Origin of the sequence: Candidatus Competibacter phosphatis, from assembly GCF_012939995.1 — a bacterium.
GTDB classification, from domain to species: domain Bacteria; phylum Pseudomonadota; class Gammaproteobacteria; order Competibacterales; family Competibacteraceae; genus Competibacter; species Competibacter phosphatis.
This window is the reverse complement of sequence record NZ_SPMZ01000009.1, coordinates 21435-41382: the sequence shown is the minus strand read 5'-3', so window position 1 is coordinate 41382 and position 19948 is coordinate 21435. Positions and strand designations below refer to the sequence as shown.

Genomic DNA, 19948 nt, shown 5'->3' with positions numbered 1-19948 from the left:
GCTCGAATCCCGAATCATGAACCCCGAATTCCAATCCATGCCCGAAGCCATTGCCCCCACCATTGCGCCAATGCCGGCGCGCGAACGACTGGAAACCCTGATCGCCGACATTCTGGCCGAGGCGCAGGTCCAGGGCGTCACCGCCACCGAAGCGGCGGTCAGTTTCGCCAGTGCCCTGTCGGTGACCGTCCGGCTGGGCGAGGTCGAGACCCTGGAACATCATCGCCAGCGCGGCTTGGCGGTCACGGTCTACTTCGGTCAGAGTCGCGGCTCGGCCAGTACCGCCGACTGGCGACCGGAGGCGATTCGCGACACCGTGCAAAGCGCCTGCGCCATCGCTCGTCATACCGCCGCCGATCCGTACGCGGGATTGGCCGATCCCGAACGGCTGGTGCGGGAGATTCCCGATCTCGACCTATACCATCCCTGGGCGCTGTCCGCCGAGGAAGCGATCGACTTGGCCCGTGAGTGCGAAGCGGCGGCGCTGGCGTTGGACCCACGTATCCGCAACTCCGAAGGTGGCAGCGTCGCCACCCGTGCCGGGCTGGTCATGTACGGCAACTCGCACGGGTTTTGTGGCGGCTATCCGACCACCCGCCATTCGCTGAGTTGTTCGGTGATCGCTCAGGATGCGGAGGGTATGCAGCGCAATCATTGGCATACCGTGGCGCGCGACCGCACTGAACTGGAAACGCCGGTCGCGGTTGGGCAAAAGGCCGGTCGGCGGGCGCTGCGCCGGCTAGGCAGCCGCCGACTAGGTACCCGGCAGGTGCCGGTTTTATTCGCGCCAGAACTGGCGCGCGGCTTGATCGGGCACTTTATCGCCGCCATTCGGGGTGGGGCGCTGTATCGCAAGTCCTCGTTCCTGCTGGATCGACTCGGCACGCCCGTGTTCCCGGATTTCGTGACCCTGCGCGAACGGCCGCGCTTGCCCAAGGCCTTGGGCAGCGCCCCGTTCGACAGCGAAGGCGTGGCCACCGCCGACCGGGATGTGGTCAGCGATGGGGTATTGCGGGGTTACGTGCTGGATAGCTATTCGGCACGCCGTTTGGGGATGCAAACTACCGGCAACGCCGGCGGTACCCACAATCTGATCGTCGAGCCCGGTTCGTTGGGGCAGGAGGAGCTGCTGCGGCAACTGGATACCGGCTTGTGGGTGACCGAATTGCTCGGCCATGGGGTCAATCTGGTGACCGGCGACTATTCGCGCGGGGCGTCCGGGTTTTGGGTGGAGCAGGGCCAGGTTCGCTATCCGGTCCACGAAATCACCATCGCCGGCAATCTGAATGATCTGTTCCGAGGTGTGGTGGCGGTCGGTGCTGACGTGGATATGCGCGGCGGTATCCGCTGCGGTTCGCTGCTGCTAGAGCGGATGACAGTGGCCGGGGAGTAGAAGCGAACACCGGCGACTGGCTCCAGCCGACCGGGCTTCAATCCTCCCGCTTGCGCAATAGAAAGTAGAATTGTCCAAGCTCTTCCCGCGCTTCCAGCAAGACGTGGCCCATCTGTTGGCTGAAGGTCTCGAAATCCCGGACCGATTCCGGGTCGGAGGCGATCACGCGCAGCACCTGACCGCCGCGTAGGCCAGCCAGGGCCTTTTTGGCTTTGAGAATCGGTAGCGGGCAGCTCAATCCGGACGTATCGAGTTCGGCATCGATCGTGGTCATGGCGATTATCCAGTGGTTCAAGATGCTCTTAGCTTACCGGATCGAATCATGTTTTCGTTTGGATCCACGGCGCGCCGTCTACAGATTCTCGGTTGAACGTTTCTTTGATAAGACAATATTCTCTAATAATAGGCACTTTGGTGTCTTTGGGGTTATCGCGTGTTGAGTGTAACATTAACGATTTTTTTTGGTAGTCTAAAGAGACAATTTTTGTTAATGGTGTTTCCATCACAAAATCAAATCGAGCACAATTCGGCCTATTTTTTGGCAAGGATGGCGATTGGTTGAAGAATATGACAAAAAAACCAACGAGCACGAGCCGGGCACCATTTCCACCATTGAATGGAAGCGGGCGCGTTTTGCTTGCTGGCAGCGTTTACCTTGCTTTGTGGGCGGCAACTTTTGCCGGTTCTTCCCTGCTCGATTCGTTTGGGTCCGATGTGGCCAACCTGTGGTTTCCCCCGGCAGGGTTGCGTTTCTTTCTGCTGCTGGCGTTTGGTTGGGCCGGCGTGCTGTTGGAATTGCTTGCCCTCGTGGCGTATGGCGTGTTGTCGTGGTTGTTGGATGCGGGTGATGAGCCGTTCCGGTTCTGGGATTGGCAACAGATACTTGCGCTCCTTGCTTGTGCCGCCGTCATTCTGCCACTGCGGCGATGGGTTCCCGAGATCCGAAATTTCGCCATGCCCAGCCATTTTGCCCTGTTTTTTTTCCGCCTCCTTGATCGTCAGCGCGCTGATGGCTTTTGGTGCCGTCCCGACTCTGCTCGACCAAACCCAAGCCCAGGCCATTTTTCTGTCCTGGCTGATCGGCAATTTCATCGCCATCATTACCCTTGCGCCGTTGTTGCTGGTGTGGGTGTTGCCTGGGCTCGATCGGTATCTACGCCAAGGCCACTGGCGCGAGCGACGCGCTCCTTATGTTGTATTGGCGCGACCATGTTCCGCGTGTCTGATCGATAGCCTACTGTTGAGCGCGGCACTGTTGGGCGCCGCGCTGCTGGGGTGGGTGGGGATGTTATGGGGTTTCGATCTGGAGCAGTATTTTCCGTTCGCCCCGTTGTTTCTCCTGTTGCCGCTGGCTGGTGTGGCGCTGCGCGGCGGCCTGCGTGGCGCGGTATTGGGGACGGTGGTGCTGGAGGGCGGACTGGTGCTGTTGGTCGCGCTGTACGGCAACCCCAACGCAGTACTGCAATACCAGATGGGCATGATCGCCATCGCCCTGACCGGGTTGTTACTGGGTGGCGCAATGGAGGCCCGCAACCAAGCGCTCGGACGTTTGCGTAGTTACAACGAAGCTTTACAACGCGAACTGGTGACCACGGAGCAACACCTGCAAGTATTACTGAGGGCAGCGCCGGTCGGGATCCTGGAGTTCGATGCCAGCGAGCGCTGTCGCTACATCAGCGCCATTGGCTGCACCCTGTGCGGTTGTACGCTAGAGCAAGCCATGGGACGGAATGTGCTGGAGTTCGTGCATCCCAACGACCGCGACTACTTTGGGTTTGTTTGGCAGATCAATCGCCATAGCGAGGAAACGCACTGGCTGGAATTCCGTCTCAACGACACCGATCTGTGGTGCGCGGCTCACTGGATCAATCGTTGCGGCGCGATCGATCGGCGGAGGGTGCGATTTTGGTGTTGGCCAACGCCACCGAGCGTCGGGAAAAGGACGAGCGGTTGTGGTTGCTGGCGCATTGCGACGCGCTCACTGGGCTGCCTAACCGCGCATTGTATTGGGATCGGCTCGAACAGGAGTTGCTCCGCGCCAAGCGCACGGCTCGGAGCGTGGCCGTATTGTGGGTCGATCTGGACGGCTTCAAGGCCGTGAACGACCGACTGGGCCATGCCGCCGGCGATGCGCTGCTGCGCGCGGTGGCCCGACGGTTATGCCACCGCATGCGCGACAGCGATACCGTGGCGCGAGTAGGCGGCGATGAATTTGCCCTGATCCTGCCGGATGTCACCGATTCCGAGGCGGTGGTCGGGGTGGCGACCGAACTGGTGGCCAGTTTGTCCGAGCCTTTCGATCTGCCGCAAGGCCCGGCGCGGATTTCGGCCAGCATCGGCATGGCCTGGTATCCTCAGCACGCCGTTGAAGCCGAAACCTTGGTCCAGTACGCCGATATCGCCATGTACGCGGCTAAACGGGCCGGTAGGAATCGGGTGTGCGTGTGGCCGGTGGAGACCATGCCTGGGTCAGAAATCGTGGCGGTGGATCGGACCGAAGCGCCATATTCGCCACCAGCGGTGGTATGGAGGAAACAGATCGCGGGAGAAAAAATGCTGTTCGAGCAGCCGCTGGAAGATGCGTTGCAGGACGATGGCTGAAAACGCAAGAGCCGATGGGAGCGATGGGCACAAGGACTGGCTTCGTTCGATTTGGCGCCGCTATCGCGATTTACGGAGAACCCTGTTTCCCTTCGAACCGCCAAGCCGAAACGCTCGTTGATGATGTCGACAAGCCGGAACAGCGTTACGTACTCTTCGCATGCCTCCCCGGGTCCCTCTTACAAGTGTAGGTTTTTTCATGGTTCTCCTACGGACATAGCCAACGGTGGGCCATGAGGGACGGTGGAGCAGGTGGGCCATGGTTCAGGGCGGCCATGGCCGGTGGGCAGAGCTTGATGCTTGAAGAGTGCCGCCATAATGAGCGACCAACCATGCCGGAAGACGCTCACCAGCCGCCAGCGTCGACCTTGCTGTCGAGGCGAACCGGGCACGGGCGGAAACGTTGCGCTCGGGAGGGCCGCTTCGGCCTCACCGCCGATGGAGAGCAACCACCACGTCGCGATGGCGATCGCCAACCACAGGCGTTTCGCCCGGTTCGGGTCGGTCATCCGCGTATACTGCCATTGCCACCCGCCGCCCTTGATCTTTTTGAAGCCTTGCTCAATCCATGCGCGCAACCCGTACCAACACGCCTCGGCCGCTTGTGGCGGAATGTTGGTTAAGATCAGCCATGGGGCGTCGTGACCGGCCTCCCAGCAGCCTAACAGCGTACAGTTCAAGCGTGTCTTGGGGTGGGTAAAGGCGGTCCCGGAGCCTTGCCAGCGATCACCGACCGCCAGGACTAACTGGCGAAACGGCACCCAGTGATACCACCCTTCGGGGCGAAACGAACCGCCGACATTGACCCGAAGCATCGGATGCCATCCCATCTGAAAGAGGGTCTCGAACAACCACTTCGCATGCAACCCCCGGTCGGCGAGGACGATGACCGTCCAAGTCGGTGAAACCCGCCCGCGCAAAGCCTGTAACAACGCCAGCCACTCCGGCTTCCACGGGTGTTTGCCGCCCGCCGGCAAAACCTTCCAGATGAGCGGCACGGCACACCCCCGATAAACCACACTGATGACCAAGAGCACAAAGCGTTGGCCCAGGGTGGTCGCATCCAAAGCCACGGCCAGTTGGGTGCCGGACCACCCGCCCAAGACCCAAGTGCACCACGGCGCCCAACAGGCACTCAGGTCGAGCTCGGCCCGATGCCCCCCCGGCTTTCGCCTCCGCTTCGCGATAGGTATCGCGTAAGCGTTCCCGCACGGTGTGGGAGGGCTGACCGAGTCGGCACGACCACCAGTCGGTGATCGCCGTCAAACTACAGGAGCGCACAAGGATCATGCCCAAACTCCACAGAGCCAATCCCATCACCATTGGCTGGCTGAGATGGGGAAAGTGTTTGGCAATTTCGGTGCGCCATTGCTCCAGTTCGGGGGCGCGAGGCATGACGGTTCCTCCGGTAATCAGGCGATTTCCCTATCAGCTATTTTATCGCAACTTTATGTCTCGCTTGCTCTTTCTGGAAAAACCTACACTTGTAAGCCCGGGTCCCTCCCCACCGTGCCCGCACGCTCCATTGGTTCCGGTAGCAATGCATCATTCAGTATTTGCCATCCTGATTAGCAAGATGCTTCAGCTTGGCGAAGCCAACGGGGCAGGGCGCGGGCCGATGGCGGCGGCGAGCAAAAAGAGCGGTTCTTGCTCGTAAGCCCTGAATGGTTCGGCGGTTCGCTCGAGCCAGCGCGTAAAAACGCACGATCCGCAATTGACGCCACGCCGCTGAACCGTTGACAATCCTTCGATGGTTCACGGTAGTTCGATGCATGGGCTTTCATGATTTTGGCGGAACAGCGTGGCAATATGTCCGATCCGCTGGATCAGTGCCGCGTCGGTCGCCGCGCAAATCTCCGCGATCATCGCTTCCCGCGCTTGGCGATCTTCGGCATTAACTCGGATTTTGATCAGTTCGTGATGGTCGAGAGCCAGCAGGATTTCATGGATGACCGCCGGTGTGATGCCGTTGTCGCCGATGATCACAACCGGCTTGCGGTGATGGGCCAAGGCTTTGAGATGACGCTTTTGCGGGTTGGTCAGGATGGGCACGGGATAATCGGACATGGCGAAAGATTTCGACAGTGTAACTGGCGGCAAGGGTTTGACGGTAGCCCCGAGCCCTTTGAACGAGGTGAAGCTGGATCTAGGGATTATCCTGGCGATCGGTGTGTTGCTGCTGCTGGTGCAGGGGCGGGCGCTTGAAAGCCTGTCCCTGCAATTGTTGCTGCTGCTGAGCTATGGGTTGTTGGGCATGCTTTGGATCGTCATCCGGGTCCACCGGATCATGGCCCAATTCAACCACGAAAGGGAACGAAATCAGGATGGCCCGCAGTAAGAGCAGCACCCGCTGGCTAAGGGAGCATTTCACCGATGAATACGTGCGCCGTGCCCAAGCGGAAGGTTACCGTTCCCGTGCGGTCTACAAGCTGCTGGAAATACAGGAAAAAGACCGGTTTTTGCGGCCTGGCGCCACAGTCGTGGATCTGGGCGCGGCACCCGGAGGCTGGTCGCAGCTAGCGGCGCGGCTGGTTGGTCCTCGGGGCGTGGTGATCGCGTTGGATGTACTGCCGATCGAGCCGCTGGCTGGCGTGGAATGCATCCAGGGCGATTTCCGCGAGACAGCGGTGCTGGAAGGATTGTTGAATGTGCTGAACGGCCGGCCCGTGGACCTTGTAATATCCGATATGGCCCCCAATACCACAGGCATCAAGGCGGTGGATCAGCCGCGCGGCATGTACTTGGCTGAGCTGGCGCTGGATTTTGCCCGACAATGTTTGCGGCCTGGCGGAGATTTCCTGGTCAAGGCGTTTCAGGGCGAAGGTATCGATCCGTTTCTTGGGGAACTGCGTGCCGCGTTTGCCGCTGTTTTGCCCCGCAAGCCCAAAGCGTCACGCGCCCGCAGTGCCGAACGGTACTGGCTGGCTAGGAACTATCGTGGGTGAGCGAGTCTAAAATCTGGTATTTTTTTAACCCGTTAAGCTCTTAAGCTCGGGAGAAGCGAGCAATCTCTCTTTCCAGTATCAAGATTACAAGCGCTTTTGCAGCGTTGAGGTGCGCACCTTGAATGACATGGTAAAAAACATCCTTCTGTGGGTGGTCATCGCGGTGGTGCTGATGTCCGTCTTCAATAGTTTTGGTCCGAAGGTGGCGCCATCCGCCCAAATGTCTTACTCGCAGTTCCTGCAGGAAGCCAAGGAAGGGCGAATTGCGCAGGTGATGATCGACGGGCGCGCCATTCAGGGTCGGACTGGTGGTGGCGAGCGCTTCACCACATATAGCCCGGAAACTGATAACAGCGCCATGATCGGCGAGCTGCTCAAGCACGGTGTCGATATCGAGGGGCAACCACCGGAGAAACAGGGGCTGTTGATGCAGATCTTCATCTCCTGGTTCCCGATGTTGTTATTGATCGGGATCTGGGTGTTCTTCCTGCGGCAGATGCAGGGGGGTGGTGCTGGCCGAGGGGCGATGTCGTTCGGTAAGTCGCGTGCCCGGATGATGAGCGAGGATCAGATCAAGGTCACGTTCTCGGATGTCGCTGGCGTGGACGAGGCCAAGGAAGAAGTCGCCGAATTGGTGGAATTCCTGCGTGATCCTGGCAAATTCCAGAAACTTGGCGGCAAGATTCCGCGCGGGGTGCTGATGGTCGGTTCGCCCGGCACCGGCAAGACGCTGCTGGCCAAGGCCATCGCTGGCGAGGCCAAGGTACCGTTCTTCTCCATCTCCGGTTCGGACTTCGTGGAAATGTTCGTCGGCGTCGGCGCATCCAGGGTGCGCGATATGTTCGAACAAGCCAAGAAGCACGCGCCCTGCATTATCTTCATCGACGAAATCGACGCCGTGGGCCGGCATCGCGGCGCCGGTCTGGGTGGCGGTCACGACGAGCGCGAGCAAACCCTGAACCAGTTGCTGGTGGAAATGGATGGCTTCGAGGGTAACGAAGGCATCATCGTCATCGCCGCCACCAATCGTCCCGATGTGCTCGATCCGGCACTGCTGCGTCCTGGCCGATTTGATCGGCAGGTGGTGGTCCCGTTGCCCGACGTGCGGGGCCGCGAGCAGATTCTTAAGGTCCACATGCGCAAGGTGCCGCTGTCCGACAATGTCAAACCGGTGGTTATCGCTCGTGGCACTCCCGGTTTTTCCGGAGCGGACTTGGCCAATCTGGTGAATGAGGCGGCGCTGTTCGCCGCTCGCGCCAACAAGCGCGATGTGGACATGGAGGATTTCGAGAAGGCCAAGGACAAGATCATGATGGGCGCTGAGCGCAAGTCGATGGTGATGAGCGAGGAGGAAAAGAAGCTCACGGCCTATCACGAGGCCGGCCATGCCATCGTTGGACGACTGGTGCCGGCGCATGACCCGGTATACAAGGTCAGCATCATCCCGCGCGGCCGGGCGTTGGGCGTGACCATGTTTTTGCCGGAGGGCGACCGTTACAGCTTCAGCAAGCAGCGGCTGGAAAGCCAGATTTCCAGCCTGTTCGGTGGGCGGATCGCCGAGGCCATCGTTTTCGGAGCGGATTTCGTCACCACCGGCGCGCAGAACGACATCGAACGCTCCACCGACATCGCCCGCAATATGGTGACCAAGTGGGGATTGTCTGAACGGCTGGGACCGCTGACCTACAGCGAAGACGATGGCGAGGTGTTTCTGGGACGGTCGGTGACCCGGCATAAGAACGTATCTGATGAAACCGCCCATGTCATCGACGAGGAAATTCGCTCGATCATCGACTGCAATTACCGGCGTGCCGAACAGTTGTTACGCGATAATCTCGACAAGCTGCACACCATGGCCGAGGCGTTGATCAAGTTCGAGACCATCGATTCCGAGCAGATCGACGACATCATGGCTGGTCGGCCGCCGCGCGAGCCGACGGATTCGAATGCCGATTCGGACCCGCCCAGCACCGGTTCGTCGGTGAGTCTGGACAAGGATCGGCGAGGCGAAAAGCCGATTGGCGGACCTGCCCAGCAGCATTGAGTTTTCCGCTGGTTCTTTTTGCCCTTCTCCCCAACGGGAGCAGGGCTCTTTGTGGAGAAAACCCTCTTTCGCTAACGGAAGAGGGTTTTTTTTGTGGGAGTGTGTCAACCATGCTAATAAATTGCGCGGGAAAGACGCTTGATCTGAGCCAGCCGGCCGTGATGGGGGTGCTCAACGTCACCCCCGATTCGTTTTCCGACGGCGGGCACTATTTGCAGCTGGATGCAGCGTTGCGTCGCGCGGAAATCATGGTGGCGCAGGGCGCGGCGCTGGTCGATGTCGGCGGGGAGTCCACCCGGCCGGGCGCGGCGCCGGTATCGGTACAGGAAGAGCTGGATCGGGTGCTGCCGGTGGTGGAACGGCTGGCGCGCGAGTTGCCCGTGCCGATTTCGGTGGACACCAGCAAACCTGAACTTATGCGCGAGCTGGCGCGAGCCGGCGCTGGCTTGATCAACGACGTGCGAGCACTACAGATGCCTGGAGCGCTGGCGGCGGCAGTGGCCAGTGGCCTGCCGGTCTGTCTGATGCACCTGCGGGGTGAACCCATCACCATGCAACGAGGGCCTGTTTACGCTGATGTGGTCGCCGAGGTCCGCGATTATTTAGCAGCACGGGTTGGTGCCTGCGAAGCGGCCGGCATTGCCCGCGAGCGGATTTTGGTCGATCCCGGTTTCGGTTTCGGCAAGACTTTGGCGCACAACCTACAACTGCTTCGCCACCTTGATCGGTTTACCGACCTGGCGGCCAGCGTGCTGGTCGGCATCTCGCGTAAGAGCATGATCGGCGCGTTGCTGGATGTGCCTGTGGGCGAGCGGCTGGTTGGCAGTCTGGCGGCAGCGACGATCGCCGTTTGGCGGGGAGCTCGTGTCGTTCGTGCTCACGATGTTCGGGAGACGGTCCAAGCCTTGCGCATCTGTGCCGCCGTGCTGGCGGTCGACTAGAGGGCGAAGCGGTTTCCGCCGACCGCCCAGCGATGTGCGCCTTGCCCATGCTCATCGCTACAATAGTTTAATGTTGCTGATTTTAGAGGAAATCGCATGGAGAAGAGTTACTTTGGTACGGACGGTATTCGGGGACGGGTCGGCGAATATCCGATTACGGCGGAGTTCGTGTTGAAGCTGGGCTGGGCGGTCGGGCGAGTGCTCCAGACCAAAGGTTTCAACAAGGTCGTCGTCGGCAAGGATACGCGTATTTCCGGGTACATGTTCGAATCGGCGCTGGAGGCGGGGCTGTCGGCGGCTGGGGTCAATATCGCTCTGCTGGGTCCGATGCCCACGCCAGGTATCGCCTATCTGACCCGCACCCTGCACGCCTGCGCGGGCATCGTGGTCAGTGCCTCACACAACCCCTACTATGACAATGGCATCAAGTTTTTCTCCCGCGACGGACAAAAATTGCCCGATGCGGTCGAGGAGCGGATTGAGGAGTTGCTGGCGCAACCGCTGGAAACCGCCGAACCCGATGCCCTGGGCAAGGCCGAACGCATCGTCGATGCCGCCGGCCGCTACATCGAGTTCTGCAAGAGCACGATTCCCGCCTATACCAGTCTGGCGGGTATCAGGCTGGTGGTGGATTGCGCGCACGGCGCGACCTACCATATCGCTCCGAGCGTCTTTGAGGAAATGGGCGCGACCGTGATTCCCCTGGGTGTCGCTCCCGACGGGCTCAACATCAATCTGGACTGCGGCTCCACCAAGCCGGCGGCGCTCTGCGCGACGGTGAAGGAGCAGGGCGCCGATCTGGGCATCGCCTTTGACGGAGATGGCGACCGTGTGATCATGGTGGATCATCGCGGTGAAATTTTGGATGGCGACGAACTGCTGTTCATCATCGCTCGCGACCGTTTACGCATCGGTGCCCGATTCAACGCCGTGGTCGGCACATTGATGACCAATTTGGGTCTTGAGGTGGCGCTGCGGGCTCTGGGGCTCGAACTGCGCCGCGCCCGGGTTGGAGATCGTTATGTGATGGAATGCCTGCTGGCTGAGAATTTGATTTTGGGAGGCGAAAGCTCCGGCCACATCATCTGTCTGGATCGGACCACGACCGGCGATGGCATCATCTCCGCGCTGCAAGTTTTGTCGGCGATGCTGCGTTCCGGCAAGAGTCTGCACGATCTCAAGGCCGGCATGAGCAAGTGCCCGCAAACGCTGATCAATGTGTCGGTTGCCGGGCGCGTGGATTTGCAGCGAGCATCGATCCAGGAAGCGGTCCGGGCCGTCGAGAATCAGTTGGGTGACAACGGCCGAGTACTGCTGCGGTCCTCCGGAACCGAGCCGGTGGTTCGGGTGATGGTTGAGGGCATGGATGCTGGAATCGTCGAACGCCACGCCCGCGAATTGGCCGACGTGGTGCGGGACGCATTGTCGGTGTGATTGATTTTCGAGGGCAAAAAACGTAAACTCTTTAGGATTTTCAAAGTGGGAGAGATAGCGATATGCGCCGTAAGTTCGTGGCTGGAAACTGGAAAATGAATGGCTCGGCCAACAGCATTCGCGAGTTGCTGCAAGGCATTCGTGAAGGCGCCGCCGAGGTTGCGGCCGTCGAACTGGCGGTGTTTCCGTCATTCGTGTATTTGGGGCTGGTCGAGCAGCAGTTGTCTGACTCCTCGGTCGGCTGGGGCGCGCAGAATCTGTCCGAGCATGCTTCGGGGGCGCACACCGGAGAGGTGGCGGGTTCGATGTTGCAGGATTTTCATTGCGACTACGTCATCGTCGGTCACTCGGAGCGGCGCACCCTGTACGGCGAAACCGACGAGATCGTCGCGCGGAAGTTTGCCACCGCCCGCAAGATTGGACTCAAGCCCATCCTCTGCGTCGGAGAGACTCTGCAGGAACGCGAGCAGGGGGTGACCGAGGCGGTGGTCGAACGGCAAATCAAGGCGGTGTTGGATCTGGAAGGCATCAGTGGTTTTGCCGATGCGGTGATTGCCTACGAGCCGGTATGGGCGATCGGTACCGGTCGGACCGCCACCGCCGGACAGGCTCAGGAGGTCCATGCCTTCATTCGCGCCAAGTTGGCGCAACTGGATTCGGCGCTGGCGAGCCAGGTCTGCATTCTGTACGGCGGCAGCATGAAAGCCGCCAATGCTGCGGAGCTGCTGGCCATGCCGGACATCGACGGAGGTTTGATCGGCGGCGCTTCGCTCGAAGCCAAGGAGTTTCTGGCGATTGCCAAGGCAGGCTGTTAAACTGCCGCCATGCTGCACACTCTGATTCTCGTCGCGCACATCATCGCCGCCGTCGCCTTGGTCGCCTTGGTGCTGCTACAACAGGGCAAGGGCGCCGATGCCGGCGCGGCGTTCGGTAGTGGGTCGTCCGCGACGATGTTTGGGGCGCGCGGTGCCGCGTCCTTTCTGAGTCGGACGACCTCCGTGTTGGCGACCGTGTTCTTTCTGACCAGCCTGACACTGGCTTACTTTGCCACGCAGACCAGTGTCCCCAAGAGCGTCGTCGAACGGTTGCAGGTTGAGGAAGCCAAGGCCCCACAGCCACGGTCCGATGTGGGCGGCGGTCCTGCGGATGTGCCTCAGTTGCCGCGAAAATAACGACTTGCTCGTGCCGATGTGGTGGAACTGGTAGACACGCTATCTTGAGGGGGTAGTGGCGCAAGCCGTGCCGGTTCGAGTCCGGCCATCGGTACCAAAATTACAGGGCGAAAGTATCTTAGGACCGCAGCCAAGATACTTTCGATATTTCTGGACACCTTGATGTTGTTTATTGGCTCACGCTAGGGAATGAAGTGCGGCCATCACCATGAGGTTTATGAGTCATGCGGCGTTTTAACTACAATAAGCGACACGCCTCGACTGTCTTGCGTATAGCGCCCACGAAATATTCCGGAACCGTACCGCTGAGCTTGTCGGAACCTTCGTCGCCGATCCAAAACCCTAACTAGCTGCCGCAGCGCTTTCTTCCGGCCCGCCATGTCGAAGGTGCGATCCTGATGTTGTCCAATTATCTCCCAGTCCTGATTTTCGTCGTCATCGCCATTGCAATCGCCACGATTGCCATCAGCCTCGGTTTTTTTCCTCGGACCACGTCGCCCCGATAGCGAAAAATCGTCTGCCTACGAGTGTGGTTTTGAATCGTTCGAAGATAGCCGGATGAAATTCGATGTCCGCTATTATCTGGTGGCAATTCTTTTCATTATCTTCGATCTGGAAATTGCGTTTCTGTTTCCTTGGGCGGTCGTGCTCGACAAAATCGGCTTGTTCGGTTTTGCGGCGATGACAGTTTTTCTCGGCATCCTGGTGATCGGTTTCATTTATGAGTGGAAAAAAGGAGCCTTGGAATGGGAATAGAAGGTATTCTTGAAAAAGGCGTGGTGACCACCACGGCCGACAAACTGATCAACTGGGCACGCACGGGTTCGATGTGGCCGATGACCTTCGGTTTGGCTTGCTGCGCGGTGGAGATGATGCACGCTGGCGCGTCTCGCTACGATCTGGACCGATTCGGCATTGTGTTCCGGCCCAGTCCTCGCCAATCCGATGTGATGATCGTCGCCGGTACCCTGTGCAACAAAATGGGGCCGGCCTTGCGTAAGGTTTACGATCAGATGGCCGAGCCTCGCTGGGTGATCTCCATGGGATCTTGCGCCAATGGAGGTGGCTATTATCACTATTCCTATTCCGTGGTGCGCGGTTGTGATCGTATCGTGCCGGTGGACGTTTACGTGCCTGGCTGTCCGCCGACGGCGGAGGCGTTGTTGTACGGAATCCTGCAATTACACGATAAAATACGACGCACCAATACCATAGCCCGTTGAGATAATGCCCCATGGCCGACGCTCTCCAAAATCTCGTGGAAAAACTCCAAGCCCGGTTTGGCGACATTCTGTTGGAATGTAAACTGGATAATGGGGAAGTGACCATCGAAGTTCCGCCAGAAAGGCTGATCGAAGTGTTTACCGCGCTACGCGACGAACCGGATTTTGTGTTCGAGCAGGTCATGGATATTTGCGGTGTCGACTATCAGGCTTACGGTGCCGTGGAATGGGCGACCGGCGAATCCTCCAATAAAGGTTTTAGCCGTGGGGTGGTCGAACGGGCGACCGGGCGTGCCGCCGCAGCCATCCAGCACGTCGTTGCCGATCGCCGGTTCTCCGGCAAGGGGCGCTTTGCCGCCGTCTACCAACTGCTGTCGGTGTCGCGCAACCAGCGGCTACGCGCACGCGTATTCGCGCCGGATGACGAACTGCCAGTGGTACCCTCGGTGGTGGCGTTGTGGGCGTCGGCCAACTGGTACGAGCGCGAGGCGTTCGATCTGTACGGCATCGTGTTCGAAGGTCACCCGGACCTGCGGCGCATTCTGACCGATTACGGGTTTATCGGTCATCCGTTCCGCAAGGATTTCCCATTGATCGGTCACGTCGAAATGCGCTACGACCCCGAACGCGGTCGCGTGGTGTACGAACCGGTCAGCATCGAACCGCGCGTGTTGGTGCCCCGCGTCATTCGCAATGACAGCCGTTATCTGTCCGAGTCTCACTGAGGAAAACCGCTGATGCCTGAGATTCGCAATTACACTTTGAACTTTGGGCCGCAGCATCCGGCCGCCCATGGCGTGCTGCGCCTAGTGCTGGAGATGGATGGCGAAGTAGTGCAGCGCGCCGATCCGCATATCGGCCTGTTGCATCGCGGGACCGAAAAGCTGGCGGAGAGCAAGCCGTTCAACCAGAGCATTGGTTACATGGATCGGCTCGACTACATGTCGGCGATGAGCAACGAGCATGGTTACGTACTGGCCGTCGAAAAGCTGTTGGGTATCCAGCCACCGCCGCGAGCCCAATATATTCGGGTCATGTACGCGGAAATAACGCGAATTCTCAATCACTTGTTGTGGATCGGCGCGCATGGTCTGGATATCGGTGCCATGACCATGTTCATTTACGCTTTCCGCGAGCGGGAAGATTTGCTGGATTGCTACGAAGCGGTATCCGGGGCGCGGTTTCACGCAACCTATTTCCGGCCCGGTGGTGTTTATCGCGATCTGCCGAATGCGATACCCAAGTACGAGTACGAGCATTCCAAGTGCCACAGCAAGAAAGATGTGGATGCGCGGAACGCCACACGCCAAGGATCATTACTGGATTTCATCGAAGCCTTTACCGAGCGTTTTCCCGGTCGTGTGGACGAGTATGAAACCCTGCTGACCGACAACCGCATCTGGAAGCAGCGGACGGTCGGTATCGGCGTGGTGACTCCCGAACGTGCCTTGCAACTGGGTTTTTCCGGTCCCATGCTTCGGGGGTCCGGCATCGCTTGGGATTTGCGTAAGAAGCAGCCTTACGACGTCTACGATCAGATGGATTTCGACATTCCGGTTGGCGTCAACGGCGACTGCTATGATCGCTATCTGGTGCGGGTCGAGGAGATGCGCCAATCCAATCGCATCATCAAACAGTGCATGCAATGGCTGAAGGAAAACCCCGGTCCGGTGATATTGGATGACCACAAGGTCGCGCCACCACCACGGGAGAAGATGAAAGAGGATATGGAGGCGCTGATTCATCATTTCAAACTCTTCACCGAAGGCTACTGCGTGCCCGAGGGCGAGGTTTACGTGGCGACCGAGCATCCCAAGGGCGAGTATGGGGTCTACCTGATTTCCGACGGCGCCAACAAGCCTTACCGGCTCAAGGTTCGGGCGGCGGGTTTCGCCCATTTGTCCTCCATGGATGAGATGACTCGCGGCCACATGCTGGCCGACGTCGTCGCCGTCATTGGTACCCAGGATATCGTGTTTGGGGAGGTCGACCGCTGATGAGCGCACCTAAGAGTGATTTGTTGTCCGCTCATGCCCGCGCGGAAATCGATGAATGGGTTACCCGCTATCCCGCCGATCGGAAACAGTCCGCCGTATTGGCGGCTCTGCGCGAGGTCCAGCACGAGAATGGCGGCTATCTCACCACTGAATTGATGGATGCGGTGGCCGAATATCTGGAGATGCCGCCGATCGCCGTCTATGAGGTGGCGACCTTTTATTCGATGTTCGAATTGAAACCAGTTGGTCGACACAGCATTTCGGTTTGCACCAATATTTCCTGTATGTTGCGTGGGGGCGATGCCATCCTGGCGCATATCGAGAAGAAACTAGGTATTCGACTGGGCGAAAGCACGACGGATGGCAAGTTTTTTTCTGAAGCGGGAAGAAGAATGTCTGGCGGCATGCTGTGGGGCGCCGATGATGCAGGTCGATCACGTTTATTACGAGCACCTGACCCCCGAGAAAGTGGATCAGGTACTTGATAGCCTGGAGTGAACCGCGATGGCCAATGAGGTTTGTTACCGGACGCTCGGTTTGGACCGGCCGTGGTCGATCGAGACTTACACTGGCTTGGGTGGTTATGAGGCTTGGAAGAAGATTCTTGCCGGACAACTGACATTCGAGCAGGTGATCGACGAGGTCAAGAAATCCGGTCTGCGTGGTCGCGGCGGCGCGGGGTTCCCGACCGGCCTGAAATGGACCTTCATGCCGCGCAACGCACCCGTCCAAAAGTATGTGGTTTGCAATTCCGATGAGTCCGAACCGGGCACCTGCAAGGATCGCGATATCCTACGATTCAACCCTCATGCCCTGGTCGAAGGTATGGCGATCGCCGGTTTCGCCACCGGTTCCACGGTCGGCTATAACTATATGCGCGGTGAATTCCTGGACGAACCCTACCAGCGTTTCGAAAACGCGGTCAAGGAAGCCTACGCCGCCGGATTGCTAGGTAAAAACATCCAGGGCAGCGGCATCGATTTCGATCTGTACCCAACTCTGGGCGCCGGTGCGTATATCTGTGGCGAGGAAACCGCCCTGCTGGAATCGCTGGAGGGCAAAAAGGGCCAACCGCGCTTCAAGCCGCCGTTTCCGGCTAACTACGGCCTCTACGGCCGGCCGACCACCATCAACAACACCGAATCGTTTTCCTCGGTGCCGTCGATCATCCGCAACGGCGGTGAGTGGTTTGCCGGGCTTGGTACCGCCAATGCCGGAGGTACCAAGATCTTCTCGGTCTCTGGCCACGTCGACAAACCGGGCAACTTCGAAATCGCCCTGGGAACGCCCTTTGCCGATCTGCTGGCCATGGCCGGCGGAATCTGGAAGGGGCGTCGGCTCAAGGCGGTGATTCCAGGCGGCTCCTCGGTGCCGGTGGTGCCGGGCGAGGTCATGATGAAGGCCAACATGGATTACGATTCCGTGGTCAAGGCGGGCTCGATGCTGGGTTCGGGCGCGGTGATCGTGATGGACGAAACCACGGATATGGTGCGGGTGCTGCAGCGTGTTTCCCGATTCTACTACTCCGAGTCCTGTGGCCAATGTACTCCATGCCGCGAAGGCACCGGCTGGCTGTACCGGATGGTGACCCGCATCGTCGAAGGCAAGGGTCGCCCCGAGGATCTGGAGTTGCTGGACAGCGTGGCCAGCCGAATCGAAGGACGCACCATCTGCGCTCTGGGCGATGCCGCGGCCATGCCGGTGCGCAGCTTCGTCAAACACTACCGCCACGAATTTGCCTACTACATCGAGCACAAGCGCAGCATGATCGCCGGCGCGACGGCGTTGGCCGCCTGAGCCACAAAATCCATAACACGGTTGCAGTGGATAAGAGATGAGCGAGGAACAGGTCAACATCGAAGTCAACGGCATCCCGCTGAAGGCGCGTAAAGGCGCGATGCTCATCGAAATCACCGATGCGGCGGGTATTGCCATCCCCCGTTTTTGCTATCACAAGAAGCTGTCCGTTGCCGCGAATTGTCGGATGTGCCTCGTCGAGGTGGAGAAGGCGCCCAAGCCCTTGCCCGCGTGCGCCACGCCGGTGATGGAAGGCATGAAAGTCTATACCGAGTCGCCCAAAGCGCTCGCCGCGCAAAAGGGCACCATGGAGTTCTTGCTGATCAACCATCCGCTGGATTGCCCGATTTGCGACCAGGGTGGCGAATGCGAATTGCAAGACATGGCGCTGGGCTACGGTGCCGATGTATCGCGGTTCGCCGAACGCAAACGGGTGGTCAGGGACAAGAACATCGGGCCATTGATCGCCACCGACATGACACGCTGCATTCACTGCACTCGCTGTGTGCGTTTTGGCGAGGAAGTCGCCGGCCTGCGCGAATTGGGCGCCACCGGGCGAGGCGAATCCGTGGAAATCGGTACCTACGTGGCTCATAGCGTCGGTTCGGAACTGTCCGGCAACGTCATCGATCTATGTCCGGTGGGCGCGCTGACCGCCAAGCCGTCCCGCTACCGGGGGCGTTCCTGGGAATATGTGCAGCATCCCGCCATCGCGCCGCACGATTCCGTCGGGTCCAATATCTTCATTCACACCTTGCGTGGTCAAGTCATGCGGGTGGTGCCGCGCGAGAACGAGGCAATCAACGAAACCTGGATTTCCGATCGCGACCGATTCAGCTATGAAGGCATTTACAGCGATGATCGCTTGGTCCGTCCTTGGGTAAAAGGCGGGGAAGCCGATTGGGAAGTGGCCTTGGAAACGGCGAGCAAGGGTTTGCGGGAGGTGATCGCCCAGCATGGTGCCGAAGCGGTTGGATTCCTGTTGTCGCCGACCGCCACCGTGGAGGAATTGTATCTGGCGCAGAAGCTGGCGCGTGGCTTGGGTGTGGCGAATATCGACCACCGGCTGCGGCAGGCCGATTTCAGCGATCAGGACGCGGCGCCGGTATTCCCTTGGCTGGGGCAGGAGCTGGCGGACTTGGAGAAGGTCGGAGCGGCGTTGCTGATTGGCTCCAACGTACGGATGGAACAACCGCTGGCTGGCCATCGCTTGCGCAAGGCGGCGTTGGCGGGTGGTCGAATCCTGTTGATCAATCCCCGTGACTTTGAGTTTCTTTTCCCAGTCGCCGCCAAAGTGATCGCCGATCCCGCCGGCATGGTGGCGGCGTTGGTTGGCGTGGCGCTGGCGGTCGCGGAATTGAAAGGCCAGGACCTGCCGACGGAACTCGCTGCCCTAGCCGGCGGCGTGTCCGCCGGGGAAACCGAGCGCGCCATTGCCGAGCATCTGGTCAATCAGGCGCCCGCCACCGTGCTACTGGGCAATCTGGCCGTCGCCCATCCAGCCTTCGCGCAACTGCGGGCGTTGGCCAGCTTCGTGGCTGCTTGCAGTGGTGCGCGCCTGGGGTATCTGCCCGAAGCCGCCAACTCGGCAGGTGGGTGGCTGGCCGGCGCGCTGCCGCATCGCTTGCCAGGGGGGGCGTCGGCACCAACGGTGGGTCTGGATACGCGGTCGATGTTGGAGGCACCCCGCAAAGCTTATGTGCTGCTGGGAGTGGAGCCGGAATTGGATTGCTGGGATGGCGCCGCGGCGCTGAAGGCCCTGCAAGCGGCTGAATGGGTGGTGTCGCTCAGTCCGTTCGCCAGTGCCGCCAGTAAGACTTATGCTCATGTCGTTTTGCCGGTGGCTACTTTCGCTGAAACTTCCGGTAGTTATGTCAATGCCGAAGGTCTCTGGCAGAGTTTTTCGGGAGCCAGCAAACCGTTTGGCGAGGCAAGACCCGCCTGGAAAGTGCTGCGGGTTTTGGGCAATCTGGCTGGCGTGGCCGGTTTCGATTACGTCAGTTCCGAAGAAATACGAGCCGAAGCTGAGAATGCCTGTACTCGGGTTCAGCCTGACAATACGTTGGATTCCGGTAAATCCTTGGTCCCCTTCAAGTCCGAAGGGTTATATCGGGTAGCGGAAGTGCCGATTTATGCCGCTGATTCGTTGGTCCGGCGTGCGCGATCTCTGCAACTAAGCCCGCTGGTGCGGCCGGTCGAGGTGCGGCTGCATCCAGATGTGGCGCGGGATCTGGGCGTGGCCGAGCGCGAACAAGTCCAGGTACGCCAGAACGGCGCGGCGGTCGACCTACCGCTGGTATTGGATGAAAGCGTGCCCAAGGGTTGTGCCTGGATTCCGGCGGGATTGTACGCCAGCGTGGCACTCGGTCCGGCGGTTGGCCCGGTGGCTATCCAATAACAA

19 protein-coding genes, 1 tRNA gene and 2 pseudogenes are annotated in these 19948 nt (G+C 59.7%); 18 read left to right on the top strand and 4 right to left on the bottom strand.

Going from position 1 to position 19948, the window contains the following annotated elements:
• Positions 1–16 precede the first annotated feature (16 nt).
• Positions 17–1393 carry a metalloprotease PmbA gene (gene pmbA / locus E4P82_RS02785; protein ID WP_420887058.1) on the top strand — a complete coding sequence of 459 codons (1377 nt, stop codon included), beginning with the start codon at positions 17–19 and terminating at the stop codon, positions 1391–1393.
• A gap of 37 nt (positions 1394–1430) precedes the next feature.
• Here pmbA and E4P82_RS02780 read toward each other — a convergent pair whose 3' ends face one another.
• Complete coding sequence (locus E4P82_RS02780) at positions 1431–1667, bottom strand: sulfurtransferase TusA family protein (protein WP_169247470.1); 237 nt, start codon at positions 1665–1667, stop codon at positions 1431–1433.
• Between the two features lie 257 nt (positions 1668–1924).
• On the bottom strand, positions 1925–2455 hold the full coding sequence (locus E4P82_RS02775; protein ID WP_169247469.1) for a hypothetical protein: 531 nt from the start codon (positions 2453–2455) through the stop codon (positions 1925–1927).
• Here E4P82_RS02775 and E4P82_RS02770 point away from each other — a divergent pair.
• Positions 2403–3494: a PAS domain-containing protein gene (locus E4P82_RS02770; protein WP_169247468.1), complete on the top strand. Its 1092-nt coding sequence runs from the start codon at positions 2403–2405 to the stop codon at positions 3492–3494. The genes E4P82_RS02775 and E4P82_RS02770 overlap by 53 nt on opposite strands.
• The gene (locus E4P82_RS02765; RefSeq protein WP_246327323.1) at positions 3395–3994 is read left to right on the top strand and encodes a GGDEF domain-containing protein; all 600 of its coding nucleotides are present in this window, start codon (positions 3395–3397) and stop codon (positions 3992–3994) included. Before E4P82_RS02770 ends, E4P82_RS02765 begins: the two co-directional genes overlap by 100 nt.
• Before the next feature lie 197 nt (positions 3995–4191).
• On the opposite strand, the gene E4P82_RS02760 is transcribed toward E4P82_RS02765, so the two are convergent.
• On the bottom strand, positions 4192–5097 hold the full coding sequence (locus tag E4P82_RS02760) for a transposase (RefSeq protein WP_169247467.1): 906 nt from the start codon (positions 5095–5097) through the stop codon (positions 4192–4194).
• Between the two features lie 652 nt (positions 5098–5749).
• Entirely contained in the window at positions 5750–6061 is a 312-nt protein-coding gene (yhbY, locus tag E4P82_RS02755; protein WP_169247466.1) for a ribosome assembly RNA-binding protein YhbY, read from the bottom strand.
• Here yhbY and E4P82_RS02750 point away from each other — a divergent pair.
• The 15 genes and pseudogenes from E4P82_RS02750 to nuoG all read left to right on the top strand — a co-directional run bounded on the left by E4P82_RS02750 (position 6060) and on the right by nuoG (position 19945).
• Positions 6060–6332: a hypothetical protein gene (locus tag E4P82_RS02750; protein ID WP_169247465.1), complete on the top strand. Its 273-nt coding sequence runs from the start codon at positions 6060–6062 to the stop codon at positions 6330–6332. The genes yhbY and E4P82_RS02750 overlap by 2 nt on opposite strands.
• Complete coding sequence (gene rlmE / locus E4P82_RS02745; protein ID WP_169247464.1) at positions 6319–6939, top strand: 23S rRNA (uridine(2552)-2'-O)-methyltransferase RlmE; 621 nt, start codon at positions 6319–6321, stop codon at positions 6937–6939. Before E4P82_RS02750 ends, rlmE begins: the two co-directional genes overlap by 14 nt.
• Positions 6940–7057: 118 nt before the next feature.
• Positions 7058–8983: an ATP-dependent zinc metalloprotease FtsH gene (gene ftsH, locus E4P82_RS02740; protein ID WP_169247463.1), complete on the top strand. Its 1926-nt coding sequence runs from the start codon at positions 7058–7060 to the stop codon at positions 8981–8983.
• Positions 8984–9093: 110 nt separating this feature from the next.
• The gene (folP, locus tag E4P82_RS02735) at positions 9094–9924 is read left to right on the top strand and encodes a dihydropteroate synthase (protein WP_169247462.1); all 831 of its coding nucleotides are present in this window, start codon (positions 9094–9096) and stop codon (positions 9922–9924) included.
• 96 nt (positions 9925–10020) lie between these two features.
• Positions 10021–11358 carry a phosphoglucosamine mutase gene (gene glmM / locus E4P82_RS02730; RefSeq protein WP_169247461.1) on the top strand — a complete coding sequence of 446 codons (1338 nt, stop codon included), beginning with the start codon at positions 10021–10023 and terminating at the stop codon, positions 11356–11358.
• 62 nt (positions 11359–11420) lie between these two features.
• Complete coding sequence (gene tpiA, locus E4P82_RS02725; protein ID WP_169247460.1) at positions 11421–12173, top strand: triose-phosphate isomerase; 753 nt, start codon at positions 11421–11423, stop codon at positions 12171–12173.
• A 9-nt stretch (positions 12174–12182) separates the two neighbouring features.
• Positions 12183–12530, top strand: a complete 348-nt coding sequence (secG, locus tag E4P82_RS02720) for a preprotein translocase subunit SecG (protein WP_169247459.1) — start codon at positions 12183–12185, stop codon at positions 12528–12530.
• A gap of 12 nt (positions 12531–12542) precedes the next feature.
• Positions 12543–12627 (top strand) — tRNA-Leu (locus E4P82_RS02715).
• Between the two features lie 301 nt (positions 12628–12928).
• Positions 12929–13286 (top strand): annotated as a pseudogene (locus E4P82_RS02710) (NADH-quinone oxidoreductase subunit A).
• Positions 13277–13753, top strand: a complete 477-nt coding sequence (locus E4P82_RS02705; RefSeq protein ID WP_169247458.1) for a NuoB/complex I 20 kDa subunit family protein — start codon at positions 13277–13279, stop codon at positions 13751–13753. The pseudogene E4P82_RS02710 and the gene E4P82_RS02705 overlap by 10 nt, the downstream one beginning before the upstream one ends.
• Before the next feature lie 11 nt (positions 13754–13764).
• A complete protein-coding gene (locus tag E4P82_RS02700; protein WP_169247457.1) occupies positions 13765–14478 on the top strand; it encodes an NADH-quinone oxidoreductase subunit C in 714 nt (237 codons plus the stop codon).
• Between the two features lie 12 nt (positions 14479–14490).
• Complete coding sequence (locus E4P82_RS02695; protein ID WP_169247456.1) at positions 14491–15750, top strand: NADH-quinone oxidoreductase subunit D; 1260 nt, start codon at positions 14491–14493, stop codon at positions 15748–15750.
• Positions 15750–16248, top strand: a pseudogene (locus tag E4P82_RS02690) (NADH-quinone oxidoreductase subunit NuoE family protein). Before E4P82_RS02695 ends, E4P82_RS02690 begins: the two are co-directional and overlap by 1 nt.
• Before the next feature lie 6 nt (positions 16249–16254).
• The gene (nuoF, locus tag E4P82_RS02685) at positions 16255–17547 is read left to right on the top strand and encodes an NADH-quinone oxidoreductase subunit NuoF (protein WP_169247455.1); all 1293 of its coding nucleotides are present in this window, start codon (positions 16255–16257) and stop codon (positions 17545–17547) included.
• 37 nt (positions 17548–17584) lie between these two features.
• Positions 17585–19945: an NADH-quinone oxidoreductase subunit NuoG gene (nuoG, locus tag E4P82_RS02680; RefSeq protein ID WP_169247454.1), complete on the top strand. Its 2361-nt coding sequence runs from the start codon at positions 17585–17587 to the stop codon at positions 19943–19945.
• Positions 19946–19948 lie beyond the last annotated feature (3 nt).